At 33.1% G+C, this 19,003-nt stretch carries 11 protein-coding genes; 6 read left to right on the forward strand and 5 right to left on the reverse strand.

The window, feature by feature from the left end:
• The 5 genes from JST55_16570 to JST55_16590 form a co-directional block, all read right to left on the reverse strand.
• The coding region (locus JST55_16570) for a hypothetical protein (protein ID MBS1495122.1) at positions 1–3,888 on the reverse strand (3,888 nt) is incomplete at its 3' end.
• Positions 3,889–4,062: 174 nt separating this feature from the next.
• On the reverse strand, positions 4,063–5,559 hold the full coding sequence (locus JST55_16575; GenBank protein ID MBS1495123.1) for a T9SS type A sorting domain-containing protein: 1,497 nt from the start codon (positions 5,557–5,559) through the stop codon (positions 4,063–4,065).
• A 621-nt stretch (positions 5,560–6,180) separates the two neighbouring features.
• Positions 6,181–7,263 carry a site-specific integrase gene (locus JST55_16580; protein MBS1495124.1) on the reverse strand — a complete coding sequence of 361 codons (1,083 nt, stop codon included), beginning with the start codon at positions 7,261–7,263 and terminating at the stop codon, positions 6,181–6,183.
• A gap of 2 nt (positions 7,264–7,265) precedes the next feature.
• Positions 7,266–7,577, reverse strand: coding sequence for a hypothetical protein (locus JST55_16585; protein MBS1495125.1), 312 nt, complete (start codon positions 7,575–7,577; stop codon positions 7,266–7,268).
• A 396-nt stretch (positions 7,578–7,973) separates the two neighbouring features.
• A complete protein-coding gene (locus JST55_16590; protein MBS1495126.1) occupies positions 7,974–9,446 on the reverse strand; it encodes a hypothetical protein in 1,473 nt (490 codons plus the stop codon).
• Between the two features lie 228 nt (positions 9,447–9,674).
• On the opposite strand from JST55_16590, the gene JST55_16595 reads away from it, so the two are divergent.
• The 6 genes from JST55_16595 to JST55_16620 all read left to right on the forward strand — a co-directional run bounded on the left by JST55_16595 (position 9,675) and on the right by JST55_16620 (position 18,895).
• Positions 9,675–9,860 carry a hypothetical protein gene (locus JST55_16595; protein MBS1495127.1) on the forward strand — a complete coding sequence of 62 codons (186 nt, stop codon included), beginning with the start codon at positions 9,675–9,677 and terminating at the stop codon, positions 9,858–9,860.
• Between the two features lie 4 nt (positions 9,861–9,864).
• On the forward strand, positions 9,865–11,685 hold the full coding sequence (locus JST55_16600; GenBank protein MBS1495128.1) for a T9SS type A sorting domain-containing protein: 1,821 nt from the start codon (positions 9,865–9,867) through the stop codon (positions 11,683–11,685).
• A gap of 81 nt (positions 11,686–11,766) precedes the next feature.
• On the forward strand, positions 11,767–14,391 hold the full coding sequence (locus tag JST55_16605) for a T9SS type A sorting domain-containing protein (GenBank protein MBS1495129.1): 2,625 nt from the start codon (positions 11,767–11,769) through the stop codon (positions 14,389–14,391).
• A 198-nt stretch (positions 14,392–14,589) separates the two neighbouring features.
• Positions 14,590–15,750: a DegT/DnrJ/EryC1/StrS family aminotransferase gene (locus JST55_16610; GenBank protein ID MBS1495130.1), complete on the forward strand. Its 1,161-nt coding sequence runs from the start codon at positions 14,590–14,592 to the stop codon at positions 15,748–15,750.
• A 331-nt stretch (positions 15,751–16,081) separates the two neighbouring features.
• A complete protein-coding gene (locus JST55_16615; protein ID MBS1495131.1) occupies positions 16,082–16,621 on the forward strand; it encodes a hypothetical protein in 540 nt (179 codons plus the stop codon).
• 15 nt (positions 16,622–16,636) lie between these two features.
• Positions 16,637–18,895, forward strand: coding sequence for a polysaccharide biosynthesis tyrosine autokinase (locus JST55_16620; GenBank protein MBS1495132.1), 2,259 nt, complete (start codon positions 16,637–16,639; stop codon positions 18,893–18,895).
• Positions 18,896–19,003 lie beyond the last annotated feature (108 nt).

Here is a 19,003-nt window from a genome sequence, read left to right on the forward strand (position 1 = left end):
TTGAATCGAACCAATGTTTGCATTATAGTTATGGATTGCCAATTGTACTAATCTATTATTTAATAACATCATCTTTTTTTCATTGTTACTTAATCTATCTAACTCAGAAAGTTTTGAAGTAACCTGAGATTTCAATTTATTGAGAAAGATGTTTGTTATGACAGAGTTCTTAACATCAATTTTTGCTCCAATTGATTTAATTTTTAGATTGGTATTGATGCCCTTTATTATAGCGTTATTTACAAGGTTCATAAGCCCGATATTTTCGAAATTATCTCCTTCATGATAATGAGCTAGCAAACTGTCAATTATTAATCTATATACTCGGGATTTGTTTAGATTAGCATAAAATATTTCTTTATCATCACCGGATGTATTTATTATATTTTCATAATCATTTACAGCCGGAGTTAAAAATTCTTCTTCAACTTTAGTTTCTATTTTCAGGTCACGAGATCTCTTTGATATTATTGTATCTGTTGAGCTGTTAGCAATATTGGAATAGAATGATTCTAAAGTTGACAAATCAGAATTATTAATTACCGATGTATAAAAAATATTGTTTAGTGCTACAACCTTAGAAAAATTGGTATCCTGTAGATTGTATAAATCATATGCATAACCTAAAGCAGCATTATTATTATTTTGATTTCTGGAAACCATAAAATTACCTAATAATAATTCGGATTGTGGAATTTCAGAATTATCTTCATTTATAACTCCGAAACCGCATGGAGTGAAATCAAAATTATCCGCATAATTTTTATAACTAAATGAATAAGCCGGAACTAATCTTCCACTAGGGTTACCGCCCCAAGCATTTCCGCTACAATAAATCATAGGAGGTGTTACATATATTTCCGAGTTAAAGATAAGGGTATCAGGTTGGTCTCCTCCCGAATGTAAATAATCTTCAATGATATTATGTCCATTGTTAATTATAGGATCACTGTTATAATTTTTATCATTATCACAATAGATTTCAGGTCCGGCACTATTAAAAATATGATTTGACCCTCCTATTTCATAGGTTTGATTTATTGTGTAACCTGGCGTCATTAAGGGATGTGAATTGTTAGTCAAAAATAATCCTACTCCATTATTTTCCATTTGATTACTATACAAAACAGGTTGAGAATTATCTAAAAGAACACCATATTGCATACAATTACTTATTGAATTGCAATTATATGACCCACCGGAAGCGTAACCAACTATTCCAGTCGAATAGCCGTCATTTGAATTTGCTCCTGTAATTGTATTTCCGTAGATATCCCCGTAAGGACAATTGAGCATTGCTATACCAAACTGACCAATATTGTTTAAAGTATTATTTCGAATATGTGCGATGTCAACGTCGGAGCAGCCAATAGATGTATATTGATAATTTGAATTGCAATTAAATGTATTATTTAAAATATCGACTTGAAATAAATCCGGATGAGCATTTTGAATTACTATATCATGAGCTATGGAGTTATTAAAAACACAATTTTCTATATCCATATGTTGAATATAATTTGCTTCTATTCCTGTTAAAGCATTGCTAAGTGTTACTTGACTAAATATAATATTTCCACCGGTCAATTGTATTCCCTTCCATGTTTCATTTACATTTTTGGGAGATAAAGTAACTCCGCCGCCGCCAACCACACTATATATTGATGAGTTGTCAAGAACAATTCCGGAATTATTTTTAAACTTCCAAACATTTCCAACCTTCAAATTAGCTGAATGTAAAGAAATATCATTATCAATTTCAGCCCCTACACCTGTGGAAGCTAAGTAGATATTACAATTTGATAAATCTATTTTTGAATAATTTCTGTTTTGTACCAAGGCAATATCGTAAAAATCAGGATCAGAGTAATTTGTCTCTGAGACATTAATGTTCCTGAGAACTATTGGATTAGTTCCACCGGTGTTAAACATAGTAAAATCCCTAATATTGCCATTGGTATTCTGAAGTTTTATATTTTCAACTACAATAGAGTCTAACTGAGACGTTCCTCTACATTCAATTCCTGCAACTGTATTAATATAACTTTCACTTGTATTGGCATAGTTAGCACCTTTGAATAATATTGGATTATTATCATGTGTTCTACTTTTAAATGGTCCTAATACAAAACTTCTTCCTGCAACACCTTCAATTTCCGTATTCTCGTAAAATATATAATTAGCATTTGGGTCATTTTCATGATAGTAAACTTTATCAGAAAGTGAATACATCTGTGGAACACTTCCCCTGTTATATACTACATGTTGATAGTCAGGTGGCTCTGAAATTGTATATTGGAGAGTAAAGCTTATTCCGCTGTTAACATTACTGTAATCATTTTGATTTATATTTGTCAGTTGTATACCTGTTTTGAGATTTTCTCCTGAAAAAGTCCTTTGAGTAAGAAATGATTTATAAGCTCCTGAAACATCAGCATGAGCAAAAAAATGAAGTGGATTTCCTATACTCCCGCACATTTGGCTGAGTAGAACAGTAGGATCTGCTGGTTTTATTATTATTGTAGGATCTTCTCCTGAGCACGAAGAAACAGGTTGAGGAGTATACGGAGAGTAGTGCCAAATTAATAAACCTCCTTTAAAATCATTTATGTTATCGGTTACTATTTGCCTGTCAAATCCAATTCTTTTTCTGTTTTCCAATATAAAACATTCACCAGCCAGATGATCCGGGGAAACTGTTGGCTTACCGTAAATCGTAACAATGCCGCATTTATTGCTGGTTTCGATCGGTGGTAAATTTGTTTCTGTCATTGAATGTTCATAAGGTACTGCATCTAGCCATCCTTTTCTGAGTTTATAGACGGGATTTGGATGTGAAGGACAATTCAAATCTCTAGTCATAAAAACATTCATTAAATCATATCTGCCTGAAACTGTATGTCCCCAACCGAATGCACTATGTCCAAACTCATGTGCCATATTACTAAATCCATCAATTCGGCATGCAATTTCATCCGGTTTTGCGTTCATGTCTCGTACAATAATGCCGTCAGAAAATCCTAAACCTTTAAATCTATATGATGAACCGGCAAATACAAAAATGCATTTACCACCTGCTGCATTAAAACTTGTATAATCAAACGGCGTTTGCCCATGTGAATACATGTATTTCAATTTTTTAATCATATCTTCCTGCATAAGTTGAAGTCTGCTTACATCATCTGCAATAGGGGGATTTGTATATGTATACCAGTAATAATCCGGCATATACGATGTAGCTTCCGGTCCATACTTATTTTTATCTAATGTAATATACTTTATTATTTGCTTTCCGTTTGGTAAAGTTATATAGTCATTTACAATTCCCTGATAATCATTTCCGGAATTTGGATGAGTAGTCGCCGGTATTACATCTAGCATATTGGATGAAACCTCTTTCCAATATTGTCTCATACTTCCATATGCCTGGTCGCCATACATACTGTTATGGGTCTGATAATCAGGATGTGCACTGCCCTGGTAAGTATTTGTTATATCAAAAAACATGTTATATCTATCCTGCCATGAATATTTAGCTGCATTTGTATATAGCGTATGAGAATTTCCCGAAACAACATAGGGCGATAAATCGTTTGTTAAGCCTATTTCACCGGCTGCGTCAAAATTCGGAACATACTGTAAATCACTTGTATATATAGGCTGTTCACCATTGTCACTGCGTCTTCCGTCCGGAAAGTCAAAATAAATAACTGCCAGTTGAATTGTCTGTGAGGTTTTCCAGCTTGCAGATAAATATTCAGGTTCTTGTTGAATTGAATTGACGTTTGTAAAACACTTATCTATTTCTGTATTTTGAGCAAAAGCTAAATTAGAAATAATCAATATTGCGTATAAAAATATACCCAATATATAATTAACTTTTTTCATATTTTAATGTTTTTAGTGTTATAAAATAGGGCAGCTCTATATACTTCAAAAAAGTATATAAAATTAATAATTATCCGTTGGCGCGTGTAATTTATTAAGGGGCTGTCCCTGTGATTTTAAAATTGTTTTTTTAGGAAAAATTTTACTACGGTCCTTTATTCATTCTTTTTTATTTTATTTTAATAAAATTAGTTTTTTAGTTTCAAATGATGTTCCCCCAATAAATAATTTATAAAAGTAAACACCACTGCCAATTGCAGAAAAATTATATTTTATTAAATATCTTCCCGGAGTAAAATTCCCCTCCATTAATTTTATTTTTTCTTTTCCAAGTAAATCATATACAATAATTTTAATATCTTCTGACCTATTTACGTCGAACATTATATTTGTTTCAGGATTAAAAGGATTTGGATAGTTTTGATATAGTTTGTAGTCAGAAGGAATTTCGCTTGAAATATTATGAATTGCTACTGTGCTGTCCGGCTTGTTGTATGATCGAATATTACCGAATATATCTCGGTTTCCAAGCCTGGTATCAGTCCATGTAGTTATTATTCTTTCATTCGAAAAAACAAAATCTGCAAATGATTGTTCTTCAAATGGAAACAAGCTTGAAACTGCAAATTCATTCCCTATGAAATTCCCTGATGAATCTGCCCTAAGCATATAAGTTATTCCGTTCAAGTCATTATTATAGCTTAAAATAAAATTTCCATTCCTTAATTTTTTTACGTTTGGATTAAATCTTTCTACTCCTTGGTTTCCGTATAAAGTATTATCGCCTTTTCTTACTCCGTCTTTATTATATAATTGATATACAACACTTCTTGAATTGAACCCAAGATTGTAATAAGAAAACACAATGCAAAATCTTCCCACACTATCCGAAGAAACAACAGGATTAGTATAACTATCAAATGCACCTGTATTATTGTTTACTTGTAATCTGCCGCCGATAGGACTTCCACCTGCACTAAATAATTGTGCCAAAATGTTTATTGCTCCGCTTCCATTACTTTCAGACCAAGCTATAATGAAACTGCCGTCATCTCTTACAGATAATGCATTGTAATCCTTATTGACAGTAGTATCAGTTACAAGGATATTATTGCCAATTCTGGTTCCTGCCGAATCAAATTTTTGATATTTTATTGCTGAATATGCCCAATTTTGATTGACTTCTAACCAGCTTATCAATAAATAACCGTTTGTATTTATAGCTATCTTATAGTTTCTAATTACATTTAAATTATTATCTTTAAAATTATTTGTTGTTGAAATAGAATCACCATATTTATTGAAATGTTTTATTCTATAGAAGTAGCTGTTGCCAATTTTTTCATTCCAAATCACAAAAAAATTACCATTGGGCTTTACTACAATTTCGGGGTCATAGGCAAAGATTGTTTGTGAATTTATTTTTGTATTATTTCCAAGTATAGTTCCATTAAATGAATATCTCTGAAAATAGACATCAGAAGAATCGTTCCTTCTATTATCATTCCATACAATAACAAAGTTTCCCAAAAGATCAGATCCTATTCTAGATTTACTTTGCGAAAAATTTGTAACATCACTGTTAACTCTAAAATCCTGAACAAGTTGAGGGAAAGCTTTTGTAGTTACTAGTAAACAAATTATATAAATAAACAAATAATACTTTTTCATAATTTATTTTTGACCTATTTTACGAACTAAAATTAAGTAAGCAGATTTAAATTCTGTAAAATTTAACAGAATAAATTGTATTGTTGATTTCGAGTAAAATGAATTTTTGTTTTCTGACGGCATAGATAGCACTTTAAAAATATAAAATTTAAATGAATCCATTAAACCAGGATTCAAAAAAACCTGTGCCACTAAGTTTTTGAATTGTTAGTTTATAATGAGATAAATTTACCTTACCTAAATTATCTCATATTAAAGTATATGGAGTTTATTATAACTATGAATTCATAATAGTCTATTTATTATTATAATCTTAAATAGTAATAAAAACGAACGATGAAAATATAAACTTTCATAACAAAAAAAATGTGTTTATTCTAATAATGAATAAAAAATTCTTCTAAATATTATTAAATTTTTTACCGGTTCGCCGTCTCGGATTTTTTATAGAAATTTCTTATCAGTGGGTTATAAGAAATATTTATTTCAATGTAAAATTAATCTTATGCTAATTATATGTCAAGTATAATTTTTTAACTTAATAAAAATTTAATATCATAGTTTCAAGAAATAAATTCCAAATTCAACAAATCTATAATCACCCGGAATTTCTCCGGGCAATTATTCTTGAATCATCTTAGGAAGGATTTGTATAGAAGAGTTTTCGATTTCAGCTTGAATGCTTACGATCTCTGGTAATGCATAGTATTTCATAGTTGTTGCTAGTTTCTTATGATGAAGCAATTTACTTACGAATTCTACTCGAACTCCGGCGTTTAACATTCTTGTTGCAAGAGTCTTACGGAATGTCTTGAGCGTAATTGTATAGTTGTTTGGTATATCAAAACGCTTCTTCATTCTGCGAAATCTTTGACCAATACTTCCACGTGTAAATCCTTCAAATAACTTCTGGTTTTTTGTTAAACTTAGCAGCGGTTTCATTTCTTCTTCTATAAATATTCTCAGTTCTTCGTATATCGGAAATGTTCTGAATAATTTTGTCTTTGACACATTAAGCTTTATATAGCTTTCCTTCATTACAAAATTATCCGAAGTTAAATTTAATGCATCTATCACTCTCATACCAGTTAATGAAAGGAAAACAAACAAAATGTATAGTTTGTAATCCAAATGCTTTGTTTCTTCAAGTATTTTTAAAAGCAAATCATCTGAAAACACAATAATTTCTTTTTCGATTTCTCTCGGACCTGGAACATTTCTGCAAGGAGATTTATCTAGTATGTCTTCCTTAAACAAATAAGTAAAAAACATTTTTATGTAAGTATAATTTGTTCTTTGAGTAGCATTACTAACGGTAGCTTTGAGTAACCGTAGATAGCTTGTAATATCTGAAGAACGAATTTTATCGATTCTTCTTTCCGGTTCAACTACTTTTGAAAATTTATTCATTGCATTTATAAACATGTTCTGATGTTCGATACTGCTGTTTGATAAATGATTCTGATATTTTTCAATTGCTGAATAGAGGGTAAGCTCAGAGGTTTCAAGCTCTTTAAGTATTAATTTTCTTAATAATGAATTTTCATTCTTTGTTTCGTAAAGTGCTTCAATCTCCTTGCGTTTACTTCTACCTAATTCCCAGTTACGTTCATTCGGAATGAGTGCCAAGTTTTCTCTTACCTTATGTCCAGCTTTATTGTACTCGATATGCAGTTTATTTCTGTATACAAATAATGATGCCATATTTATTTTTTAATTCTTGATTTCATGATTTGATATAGTGAAGAATGTCTATTCTCCCTTTCCCCGACTTTATTATTATTCATTTTATTTGACACATCAGATTCAAGTTCGTCCATATCGAAACTAGTAACGTAAGAAATAATACTTTGAACAGGAACATAAATTTTATTATTAATTGTTTTAGAAATTAGTTTTTTATCTCTGATTAGTTTTAAAAGATTACCTCTTCTAATGCCAAGTCTTTTCCTTGCTTCATTTAGTGAAAGTAATCTTAACTCCGGAAATTTTTCGTTTTCAATTTTATTTTGATTCATAGTTAGAATAATAATTAGTATTTACCTTTTTAAAATTTATTATAATTAGAATTTGATTTTCTGTCAGCAGTTTGTCAGCAGTTTTTGACAAGATTGGAACAAAAGGGAAACAAAGTCATTTTATGGCAACAAGAAAATCTACCCTATTATATAGAGTAAATTATTCCATATATTGTAAATTTGTGCAAAATTGAACAGAATCGAAGTATTTATTTTTTGTATTTTATAAAGCAAAGAATTATTTACTGAAATTTAAAAATAGCACAAAATCGTTTGTCACTGCATGGCATGCAAGAGGTCAGCGGTTCGACCCCGCTATTCTCCACCAATTTAAAAGCCCGATAAATTAAATACTTATCGGGCTTTCGTTTTTTAATGACGCTCACTTTATAATTTTTATCTGTTGTATATCAGTTCTTTTATTTTACTTATCAGCCAGACATTTTTTGTTTCCGACATAAATTTTTCCAGATCATACATTTCCTTTTTTTTCTCTTCTTTATCGGAAAGCATTGCTGTGAATTTTACCAGCAGTTTCATTCCTGCAATAAAATCCTTACCTGATTTTCTGTAATTTTCAGAGACTTTTTTGTTATCCTTTAAATAATGTGAAAAGGCATCAATGGCATAATTAATATTTTCAAGATAAGATTCAGATTGTTTCATAAGCTCATAAAAATTTTTTAACTGCATCAGTTTCATATCATAGGTAAACACTTCATTTGCAAATCTGAATTTTGAAATATAATCCAATGATGTAATGTAATCTCCCTTATAATGATTAAGATATGCGTAAGAATAATTTAGCATATTTTCTTTGAAATCTGGGTTTAGTTTTTCAGCGTATTCTTCGATATACTTTTCAGTCCAGTCTATATCTCCGGCATGAAGTCCCGCAAGCATAAACATTTTGAAAGTTCCTGCGTTGATATATATAATTTCTCCCGATGGAAACAATCCCTGCGAGAGTCCAAACTTTACAAACTCAAACTTAAGCTGAATTGTCTGCTCCGAAGGATTAGCGGTGTAGTAATTTAAAACCGATGTGAAATAATTCATCTTATGTCTGTGGTCAAGGGTATCGAATGTATCCATATAAACTTCATTCAGCTTCATATACAGATGCTCGAATTTTTTATTCTTAAGCATCGTGCATAACAAAATAATATCAAGTTTTATTTTTTTATAGTTGGGATAATCGGGGCGGAGATTATCCAGAAATTTATCGAGCTCGATGTTATTTATCAGAAGTGAAAGCTGCTCTGTTTTTCTTTGTATATTGTAAGATTCAGAGTTCACTTTCAGACTATTTAACAGGTGTGAAGAAATATTAACAAAGAATGTAATTAAATCCTCGCTCTGACTTTCGACTACACCATATATTTCCGGATTTTTATTTGTAAGGCTTTTAAAATGAAATATTAAATTTTTCAGCAAAATCATCTGAATCTCACGGATAAATCCTGAGTCCAGATCTTCTTCCATCAACAAAGTTTCTTCTGCTTTCTTTTCACCTAATGCATAAAGCGCCCGGTGAGAATATCCTTCAATGAGAAGATAGTTATAATAGAAATTCATGTTCTTCAGGGAGTCTACTGCTATATAATCATCAAGTATCTTGCTGAAATCGGAGTTCAATGTGCGTAATATTTTTGATTGTTTTCCTTCCTTGTCATCAAGCTTACCGAAATAACTTTTAAGAAATTTTTCTTTGCTGATTTCAAAATCAGGATGATACTTCATAATGCATTCATAGTACTTCGTGAGGTCTCTTCCAGTGCTGAAGTAGGGTGATAAGATGAATTTTTTGAAGTCTTTTATATCAGAACTATTAAAGGTTTTTAATACACTTATGATTTTTTCGTTCAATTTCTTGGGGTTTCTTCGTGCGGTAATGTATTTTTAAATAAAGAAAAAAACAATCTATTATTTTGAATAGATGCGGTGTATAAGAAAATTTGCTGTGGCAACTTTAAAAATTTCTCTTTGCAAACCGCAGTGCATATTTACTAATTTGCGGATGTGCACAAATGGTGCACGCTGCGTGCACTCTCCCAAAACATCGTCCGCACGAAAAGATAATTCAAATTCTCCCAAATGAAAAAACAAACTAAAAAAGCACGGGGATATAGACTGTTCCCTCAGACACAAAAGCAGATTGCGAAAATACAAAAACTGCTTAATGCTGATTCAGATAAGGCAATCTCAACAGCATGCGACTTTTTTTTGAAGCAGCATAGTGATGTAAAAGAAAAAGCAAAATTTTTAACAACTAATTTATAATAATATGAAAAAAATAATATTTACAATGTTCTTAATTCTGATTTCCCAATCAGTTTTCTCTCAACAAAATAAAACTCCGGGAATAACTCACACGGAAGTTACAAGCAGTTCCGTACCTGATGCAAGGATTACTGAAGTTGTAAAGAATTTAAATGATGCAAGACTTGCTAACGATTTAGTATCCACTAAATATTGGCAGGAAAAACTTAATCAACTTACTTCTCCGCAGAAAATACAGTCCTCAAACGATGCATTTAATTTTTCCAGAGGTTCAGAAAATTATAATCCCGGCGAAGTATTAAATCTTACAAGAATAACGAGTTCAACTGTAATAGCAAACTCTATCTCAAGAGAAAGAATTAATGGAATTATTTTCGCAGCAATTGGCGTTTACGGCGGTCCGACAACTCCCGATACACTTAAGATATACAAATCTACTAATAACGGTTTAACCTTTTATTTAATGTACGGAATTTCTCAGTCAGAATTAAAAATAGATTATAACGGTGTGGATGCAGAAGCAGTATCAAAAGGTGATTCTGCTTATGCTTTCGTTGCTATGTCTTATACACTGTCAGGTTACAAGTCAATCTCTGTAATCAGAATCCGTGAGGATGGAGACATGGTATCAATATTGAGCGCTGCCGGCTCGCCAACGTATGTATATTCAAATGCCAGAATTACCAGCGATAATGCCGTATTTTCAACAAGTACATATATATATTTATCTCTGACATTAGATTCTGTTGCAGGCGGAAGAAATCTTAAATCAAAATTGTATTACATTCCCGATATATATGCGTCTTCTATATCGGCTCTTTCAGGTTATCAAAGTAATGCAGGCGGACAATATGGATATTATGTAGCCGGGATATCACCTGATTCTGCAAAATTTGAAACAGATATTGCCTGCGTTAACGGAGTTGGCAATATAAACCTTTTGTATACTGTTACGGTTGTGCGCGGAATTCCCGGATTATTCGGCAGCGGCACTTCACTTCATTTCACAAGAAGTGATACATATGGTACTACAGCTCCCACTTTATTTAATACAACTGACCCCGGGTTTTTGAAAGAAAGTCCAAGAATTGCAAGTACAGGATATCAGAATAATTCAGCGATGGTTACAGTGCGTAGATTATATGGCGGAGGAGACTGGGACCCCTATTATTTCTACACATCAAACATTACTGGAGGAGCTCCGATTTTTGATGCAAACTATATTGATGAATTTTCCGATACTACTACAGGAATTTCAGTTGCAGGCAGACCAAGATCCAACGGTTCATATTTATTCGCATATAACAACAGAAGAGGAGAAAATTTCAGCGCAGTAAACAGCAGGACTTTTAATGCAGGTGTAATGGGAAGCACCGTGCAAATGAATCCAACAAATGTTGGCGGCACAAACTATTACGGATACGCAAGTCCAAGTTTTAGAAATGTAAATGGTGATTCATGTCTTGTAATCTGGAGTGGCCCTGCCGGTAATGGAAGCTATGTGACAGGCGGCTGCTCGGGAACTGTTTTCACAGGTACGGGTAATTCAAATTCAGCTGCAGATAATTTTCATCTGTCACAAAATTATCCTAACCCGTTTAACCCTTCTACAATAATAAATTATTCATTGCCGGTCCAAAGCAATGTATCAATAAAAATATTTGATGTACTTGGAAAAGAAATAAACAGTTTGATAAATGAAGTGCAGACAGCAGGAATTCATTCTGTTGAGTTCAATTGTATCAATCTGCCGAGCGGTGTTTATTATTACAGAATTGAAGCAGGAGATTTTGCAGATACAAAGAAAATGCTGCTGGTTAAGTAAGCCGGTTAAATTTCTCAGCCGCTGCTGCTTATCTCCCGCAGCAGCGGCAAATTAAAATATAATAAATTTAATAATATCCCCATGAAGAAAATTATATATAACTCCGCTTCCATTCTGGTATTATTGTTCCTCATATTTTTTTTAACCAATGCTACAATATTTAAAAAAATTGATATAGACAGTGATGAGGGATATGAAAAAAATGATATTGAAAATAATCAGAAGAAAACTGAACATGAAGCCGAGGGCGAAGGTGAAGAAAAAGAAAACCCTGCCTATGTGAAACTTTCCGTTCAGGAAACAGCAGACTTATGGGAAAAATATGAAAGCACCTTAAAAAATTCACAGGTTGATAACGCCTCTGACCCATGGATTTCTATGGGTCCGAAAGGCGCATTCAACAGGCTGACTCAGGTGCCGGGATCAAAATTCAGCGGTAAGATATTAGACATTGAAATTACCAATCAGGGATACTTCAGGATTGGAAGCGCTAATGGAGGATTATGGGAGCAGCTTTTCATAGGAGAACCTGTGTGCTTAACAGATAATATCACCTCTCAAAAGATAGGTGCGTTTGCTTCGAATTTTCTTAACCCGGATGAAATTTACGTCGGTACAGGAGAAATTGGAGGAGGAAGAGACGGTACAGGAATATTTAAAACGACAAACAAAGGTGTAAACTGGGTAAACATTTTACCTGCAAATAATTCTTTATATTTAGCTGCCGTATCAAAAGTCCTTTATAATCCTCTTTACCCGGAAATAGTTCATATATCGGGAGCAGGACAGCTTAATAATTACCTGAGGACTACTAACGGAGGAACAAACTGGCGGGCTATTAATATTGGAGGCATGACTACAATTTCTGATTTAGTAATAAATCCTCTTGACCCCACTATTCTTTACGCTGCTGTGTGGGGCAGTAATGCCGCTACGAATATATTCAAAACCACAAACTCGGGCAGTACCTGGAATGCAATGGCATCTACTTCAGGGCTGCCAACAGCTAATTTTGGAAATACTACTCTTGCAATTTGTAATGACCAGCCAAATATTTTGTATGCTTTAATTGCAAACAGCACCAACAATAATTTGCTGGGTGTTTATAAAACAATTAACGGTGGAACAAACTGGAACAGATTAAACACTCCGACGGAATTTGATATTTTAAACGGACAAGGCTTTCATGCAAATTCAATTACGGTAAGTCCGCGGGACCCGAATAAAGTTTTAGCGGGTGGTGTTTATTTAATCCGTTCAAGTGACGGCGGAACAAACTGGACTGCAATAACAAGTCCGTCAATTCAGCCCGGCACTGTAAATCCCAATGTACATGCAGATATACAATCATTTGAATGGAACGAAAACGGAACTACTTTATACCTGGCAAATGACGGAGGGCTTGCGGTTTCATCCGATGCCGGAGTGACGTATAACACAAATATAAATTCATTCCCGATAACGGAGACAGTATATTTTGATTATAGCGAAGGCAACAATAATTATCTGGCTTCAGGAGTGGAACATAACGGAACAGTAGTGACAAGCAACGGAGGAGCTACATGGAATCACACACAATATGGTGACGGTTCCGGAGCGGCAATACATCCTACAGATCAAAACTTATATTACTCGACAGTCGGAGTAGTGCCAAATAATCCCGTTCCGTTCTACCCAAGCTTCAGTACTAACTCGGGATTAACATGGACCGGTGTTACAAACAATATTACAGGAGGATGCGGGCAATGGTACAATCAGATTAAAAGTTCTCGTACTCCGAATAATTTCCAGATATTTGTTCCTATATGCAAAGGTATGTGGAGGTCTACCAATAACGGAGCAAACTGGCTGAATTTAAATATGCCGATGACTGCAACGGGATATTTAGACTATGGTTTTGATGTCATGCCGTTAACAAACCAGTTATTTGTTCCTACAACGGATTCTACTACATCTAATACTGGTAAATTATATACAGGAATTAGCCAGGCATGGTTTGATATATCTCCTAATATTGGCAATAAAGTAATTCAAAAAGTTAAAGCAGCATTCCTGCTTCTGGCAATTGTAAGAGGCAGTATTGATTCTACAAATAAAATATACAAGATGTCTGCAGACAGAGTTTTAAATCCCGAGTGGACAAAGGTACCTTCAAACGGAATATCACAATATCCGCTGACAGATATTCAGCTTGATTACTCTGATACTAACAGGATGATAGTGGGAACTCAGGGATGGGGATGCTTTATTACAACTAACGGAGGACAAAACTGGTACCCATGGAACGAAGGTCTTCCGAAAGGAATGATTATACAGGAAATGAAATTGATAGACTCAGCACAGGGAGAAGATTACGTCTTAATCTCTACTTACGGCAGAGGAATTTTTAAAAGAAAACTTAATGCAAAAGTAATTTCTGTTTCAGACCCGGTTGAAATACTCAAACAGTATGAGCTAAATCAAAACTATCCGAATCCTTTTAATCCGGTTACAACAATTAAATTTAATATTCCAAAAAAGGAGTATGTAAAACTTAGTGTATATGATATTAACGGAAGAGAAGTTTCAACACTTGTAGACAGGGTAACTCACAGCGGAATTTATACTGCAAGCTTTAACGGTGCCGATTTTCCAAGTGGAGTTTATTTTTACAAACTCACAACTCCATCATTTACCCAAACTAAAAAAATGATATTAGTAAAATAGTTTGATTAGAAACTAAACCTGGCAGGATTAAAAACCTGTCAGGTTTAATTACCTTCTTTCATCTTCCCTCCGTCCTCATAATTCTTTTTCACATTAATAACACACTCTGCTTTTCAAAATTCCCGCTTTCAAAATCAATGTTTTATTTGATTTTCAAAGACCGTATATATTTTGAAATAAAATAAGTATTTTTAAAGAATGGCTGAAGAAAAAAGAATAATAAAAATATCGGAACCTGTACTTGGTGAAGAAGAGTGGCTGGCTGTTAAAGAACCTTTGAATTCCGGTTGGCTGACACAAGGTCCAAAGGTAAGGGAGTTTGAAGAAAATTTTGCAGCACGTCATCAGGTCAAACATGCAGTTGCAGTCACAAGCGCAACAACAGCGCTGCACATTGCTGTTGCGGCTTTAGATATAAAGCCCGGCGATGAAGTAATTGTTCCGGCGTTTACCTGGGTAGCCACCTCTAATGCTGTACTTTATCAGGGCGCAAAAGTAGTTTTTGCTGATATTGATACAAGTACCTTCAATATTAATACCGACGATCTAAAAAAGAAAATAACAAATAAAACTAAAGCTATAATACCTGTGCATCTGTTCGGACTGTGTTCTGAAATGGATAAAATTCTGGAAATTGCAGGTGATATACCAATAATTGAAGATGCCGCCTGCGCATCCGGAGCTTCGTATAAAGGTAAATCCGCGGGAAGTATGGGAAATTTAGGATGTTTCTCATTTCACCCGAGAAAATCTGTAACAACAGGTGAAGGCGGTATGGTTACAACAAATAATGATTCACTTGCCGATAAACTACGAAAATTAAGAAATCATGGAGCTTCAAGCTCAGAAGAAGAAAGATACAATGGACCAAAGCCTTATCTTATGCCTGATTTTAATCTTTTAGGATTTAACTACAGAATGACCGATATACAGGCTGCGATTGGTATAGTTCAGTTAAAAAAACTGGATAAATTTATAGATGAAAGGGCAAGGTGGGCTGAATTTTATATTGAAAAGCTTTCTGCTATAGATTGGATAAGTACTCCTTCATTTTCAAACGATTATAAACACGGCTGGCAGTCTTTTGTTATAATGGTAGATGAGAACAAATCTCCCGTTACCAGAAACAAAATAATGGAATATTTGCAAGATAATGGAATTTCCACCAGACCCGGTACACATGCAGTACATATGCTGAACTATTATTCAAAACTATACGGGATTAAACCTGAAGATTACCCTAATGCAAAAAAAGCAAACGATTGCTCAATTGCACTGCCACTTCACAACAAAATGACTGAATTGGATTACGAATACACTATCCACCATTTAAACAAGGTTAACAATTCACGATTTTAAAATCTAATTTACAAACCATTACTTTCAAATAACTTATTTCAATTAAATTGCAGCAGTTTTTGGTACTGCTGCAATTTCGAAATATCTTATTATAATTTAATTAAAAAATATTGAAATTCATTGAAAAATCAAATTTTTTGGCTTTTTTTAGCCCTTCTACTATATTGAAATTGAGGCTATTTCTATGTATATTTAATATTCCTTTTTATCGCAATTTTTTATATCTGTGATAGAACTGGCGGAGCTATAGGTTTTGCTCTACGGTATTGTAAAAACAATAAAATAGTGTCGTAAATAATTGCAATTTTACATTGCGATATAAAAATATTTTATGCCAATAAAAATTTTAAGATTTTCAATAGTATTTGTAATAGTTTTCTTTACTTTTTCTAATGCATCCTTTTCCCAGGATACAACTTTAGTGATAGGAAACAAAGTTTTAAAGCAAAAAATTAATTACTATGATTTCTCAGACCCTACTAAGATAAATTTCGAAGTCACAGTCTGGGGTAGTTTTAAATCACCCGGTAAATACATTGTACCCGAGGGTTCAACTTTGATAGATTTAATAACTTTTGCAGGTCTGCCGCTTTACAGTGAATTGCTTGAAGATGTAACCCTTTTGAAAGCAAAAAATATTTCATCAAAATATGAATCTGCTAAGGTTTTGAAATATAATTTTAAGAAATTTTTTGATAAAAATACATCTAATTTTAATATTGATAATCCTTTATTAGGTCCGGGAGATATAATAGTAATCCCTCTGGAAGTTGAAAAAAGTTTCTGGGATTACTTTAAAGATGGATTAATAATAATCGGACCGATAGCTTCAATACTTTCGGTTATTATTGCATTAAATAATAACAAGTAACAATTAAAATATTAAATGGATAATTCTAATAATAATACAAACGAGAAAATAAATTCCACCTTAGACAGCGAAAATTCTGAAGAGGTAAGGAGGTATTTATTCATTCTTTTACAGAATAAGTATCTGATTATTTCTCTTATTGTAGTGGGTTTTTTAACAACTTTTCTTTATTCTAAAAACTTAAGAGACATATATGAATCTAAAGTCACGATTAAAATAGAAAAGCCGCAAGGAAACGTTTTAGATGAATTCAGAATGCAGGAATTCGGTCAGGAGAAAACATACATTTCTAATCAGATTGCTTTAATTAAAAGCTATATTGTTAGAAACATGGCTGCTCAGAGCCTGCTTGATACCCTAAGAAAAGAAAAAGTTTACAAATCTTTCAGCCATCTTGTAAGATATAAAGAAAAAGATACAATTGTAATCAATGAACTGGCACTTCGTGAACTTCTCTCAAAAATTGTAGATGTTACAAACCCAAAAGGTGTAGATAATCTTGAAATATCTGTAAAAGGGAGCTATTTCAAAGAAAATCAGTTAATAGCTTATACCATGGCAAACTCATATATACAGTACAATCTGGATATGAGCAGAGCACAGTTAACATCAATAAGAAAACTTTTAGAAGAAGAGAAAAAGAAAAAATTTGACGAACTATCCTTAGCTGAAGGCAATCTTGAAGATTACGAAAAACGTACCGGTATTGTAAGCATGGAGCAAAATGTAACTAATCTTATCTCAAATTCTTCCGAGCTTCAGGCATTAAAGAATTCAACCGATATAGAAATTAAAGTTGCCGAGACAAAAGCAAACCAGCTTACTGCAGAATACTCTAAAATTGACCCTGCTTTGAATAATTATATTACAGCAAAGATAAATGAACCATTGCTGGATAAAATTCAGGCGGAACTTGCTGACATAGAAATTAAAAAACAGATTGCTATCTCCGATGTAAAAAATGCAACAGTCAGAGCACAGATTGAAAAAGATGCTGATAATAAAAAAGCTGCTTTACAGAATGAATACGACAGACAGATTGAAATATTAAGAAAAAGTGTTGACGCTGTTACGCCTCAGAACAGAGCCGATTTATCTAATGACTTGCTGAAATCACAAATCGATTTACGTGCTTTAAGAACTAAACAAAACGCAATACAGTCTATTATCAGAAGATATGATGCTAAATTTAATGAATTACCATCCAATGTTATAGAATACGCAAAGCTTGAAAGAAATAAAACAGCTGCGGAAAAACTATACACAACTTTAGAAGGAAAATATCAGGAAGCGCTTATAAATGAACGTTCACGATTAGGTAATGCATCTATAATTGACCCGGGTACAGATAATTACGGACCTATCGGACCGAACAGAATACGATTAATACTTATCGGTACATCTGTCGGGCTCGCATTAGGTTTATTATTCACATTTGCGTTAGATAAATTTGATAAGACCATTAAAACTCCTGAAGAGTTAGAAAACAAAGGTGTCAGTGTTCTTTGCTGGATTCCTTCAATTGAAGAACTTGACATTTCAAATTCGCCTCACCGGGAATTCCTCATGGGTGAAAAGAGCAAATCAAATATTTCCGAATCCTTCAAAGCGCTCAGAACAAGATTGCAGTTTTCAAAACTTGAAGAAAAACCGCTTAAGTCTATTCTGATAACTTCATCGATACCTTCTGAAGGTAAAACGACTGTGTCTGTTAATCTTGCGGGAAGTTTTGCTCTTGCAAATAAGAAGACACTTATACTTGACTGTGACTTAAGAAAACCTAGAACACATACAATATTCGATTTAGAAAGATACCCGGGATTGAGTGATTATCTTTTTTCTAACTGTACACTGGAAGAAATTACAAGACCGCTTGATATACCGAATTTATTTATGATTACGGCAGGTACCATTCCTCCGAATCCGTCTGAAATTCTTGGTTCCACACAAATGAAGAAATTCATGGCTAAGCTTGAAGAAATTTATGATGTAATAATAGTTGACTCACCGCCTTTTATCAGCGTTACAGATGCAGAAATACTTTACAATATTACAGATGGAACAATTCTTGTTGCCCAATCTAATAAAACAATCAAAAGAGCGTTCTACAGCGCCTATCAAAGATTAACTTCTGTTAACAAACATAACTTATTAGGTGTAGTACTAAATAATTTCAAGTATAAAGCATCCTACGGATACTATTACGAATATTATTATTACTACTCACAAAGCCAAAAGAGTGTGACTTCAAAGAAAAAGGGAGATAAGGTATAAGCCTTATCTCTTCTTTTTCCACTATTCATTAGTAATACATCAAACTTATCTCACGTATTTTCTTAGTTTGAACAAACTATCAGAAAAAATTTCAATTAAATTTACACC

Source organism: Bacteroidota bacterium, assembly GCA_018266835.1.
Classification (GTDB): domain Bacteria; phylum Bacteroidota; class Ignavibacteria; order Tepidaquicellales; family Tepidaquicellaceae; genus JAFDZO01.

Excerpts from the sequence above, each read along its gene's own strand:
- JST55_16575 (MBS1495123.1), bottom strand. The coding sequence starts at position 5,559 with ATGAAAAAGTATTATTTGTTTATTTATATAATTTGTTTACTAGTAACT.
- JST55_16580 (MBS1495124.1), bottom strand. The coding sequence starts at position 7,263 with ATGGCATCATTATTTGTATACAGAAATAAACTGCATATCGAGTACAAT.
- JST55_16585 (MBS1495125.1), bottom strand. The coding sequence starts at position 7,577 with ATGAATCAAAATAAAATTGAAAACGAAAAATTTCCGGAGTTAAGATTA.
- JST55_16595 (MBS1495127.1), top strand. The coding sequence starts at position 9,675 with ATGAAAAAACAAACTAAAAAAGCACGGGGATATAGACTGTTCCCTCAG.
- JST55_16600 (MBS1495128.1), top strand. The coding sequence starts at position 9,865 with ATGAAAAAAATAATATTTACAATGTTCTTAATTCTGATTTCCCAATCA.
- JST55_16605 (MBS1495129.1), top strand. The coding sequence starts at position 11,767 with ATGAAGAAAATTATATATAACTCCGCTTCCATTCTGGTATTATTGTTC.
- JST55_16610 (MBS1495130.1), top strand. The coding sequence starts at position 14,590 with ATGGCTGAAGAAAAAAGAATAATAAAAATATCGGAACCTGTACTTGGT.
- JST55_16615 (MBS1495131.1), top strand. The coding sequence starts at position 16,082 with ATGCCAATAAAAATTTTAAGATTTTCAATAGTATTTGTAATAGTTTTC.
- JST55_16620 (MBS1495132.1), top strand. The coding sequence starts at position 16,637 with ATGGATAATTCTAATAATAATACAAACGAGAAAATAAATTCCACCTTA.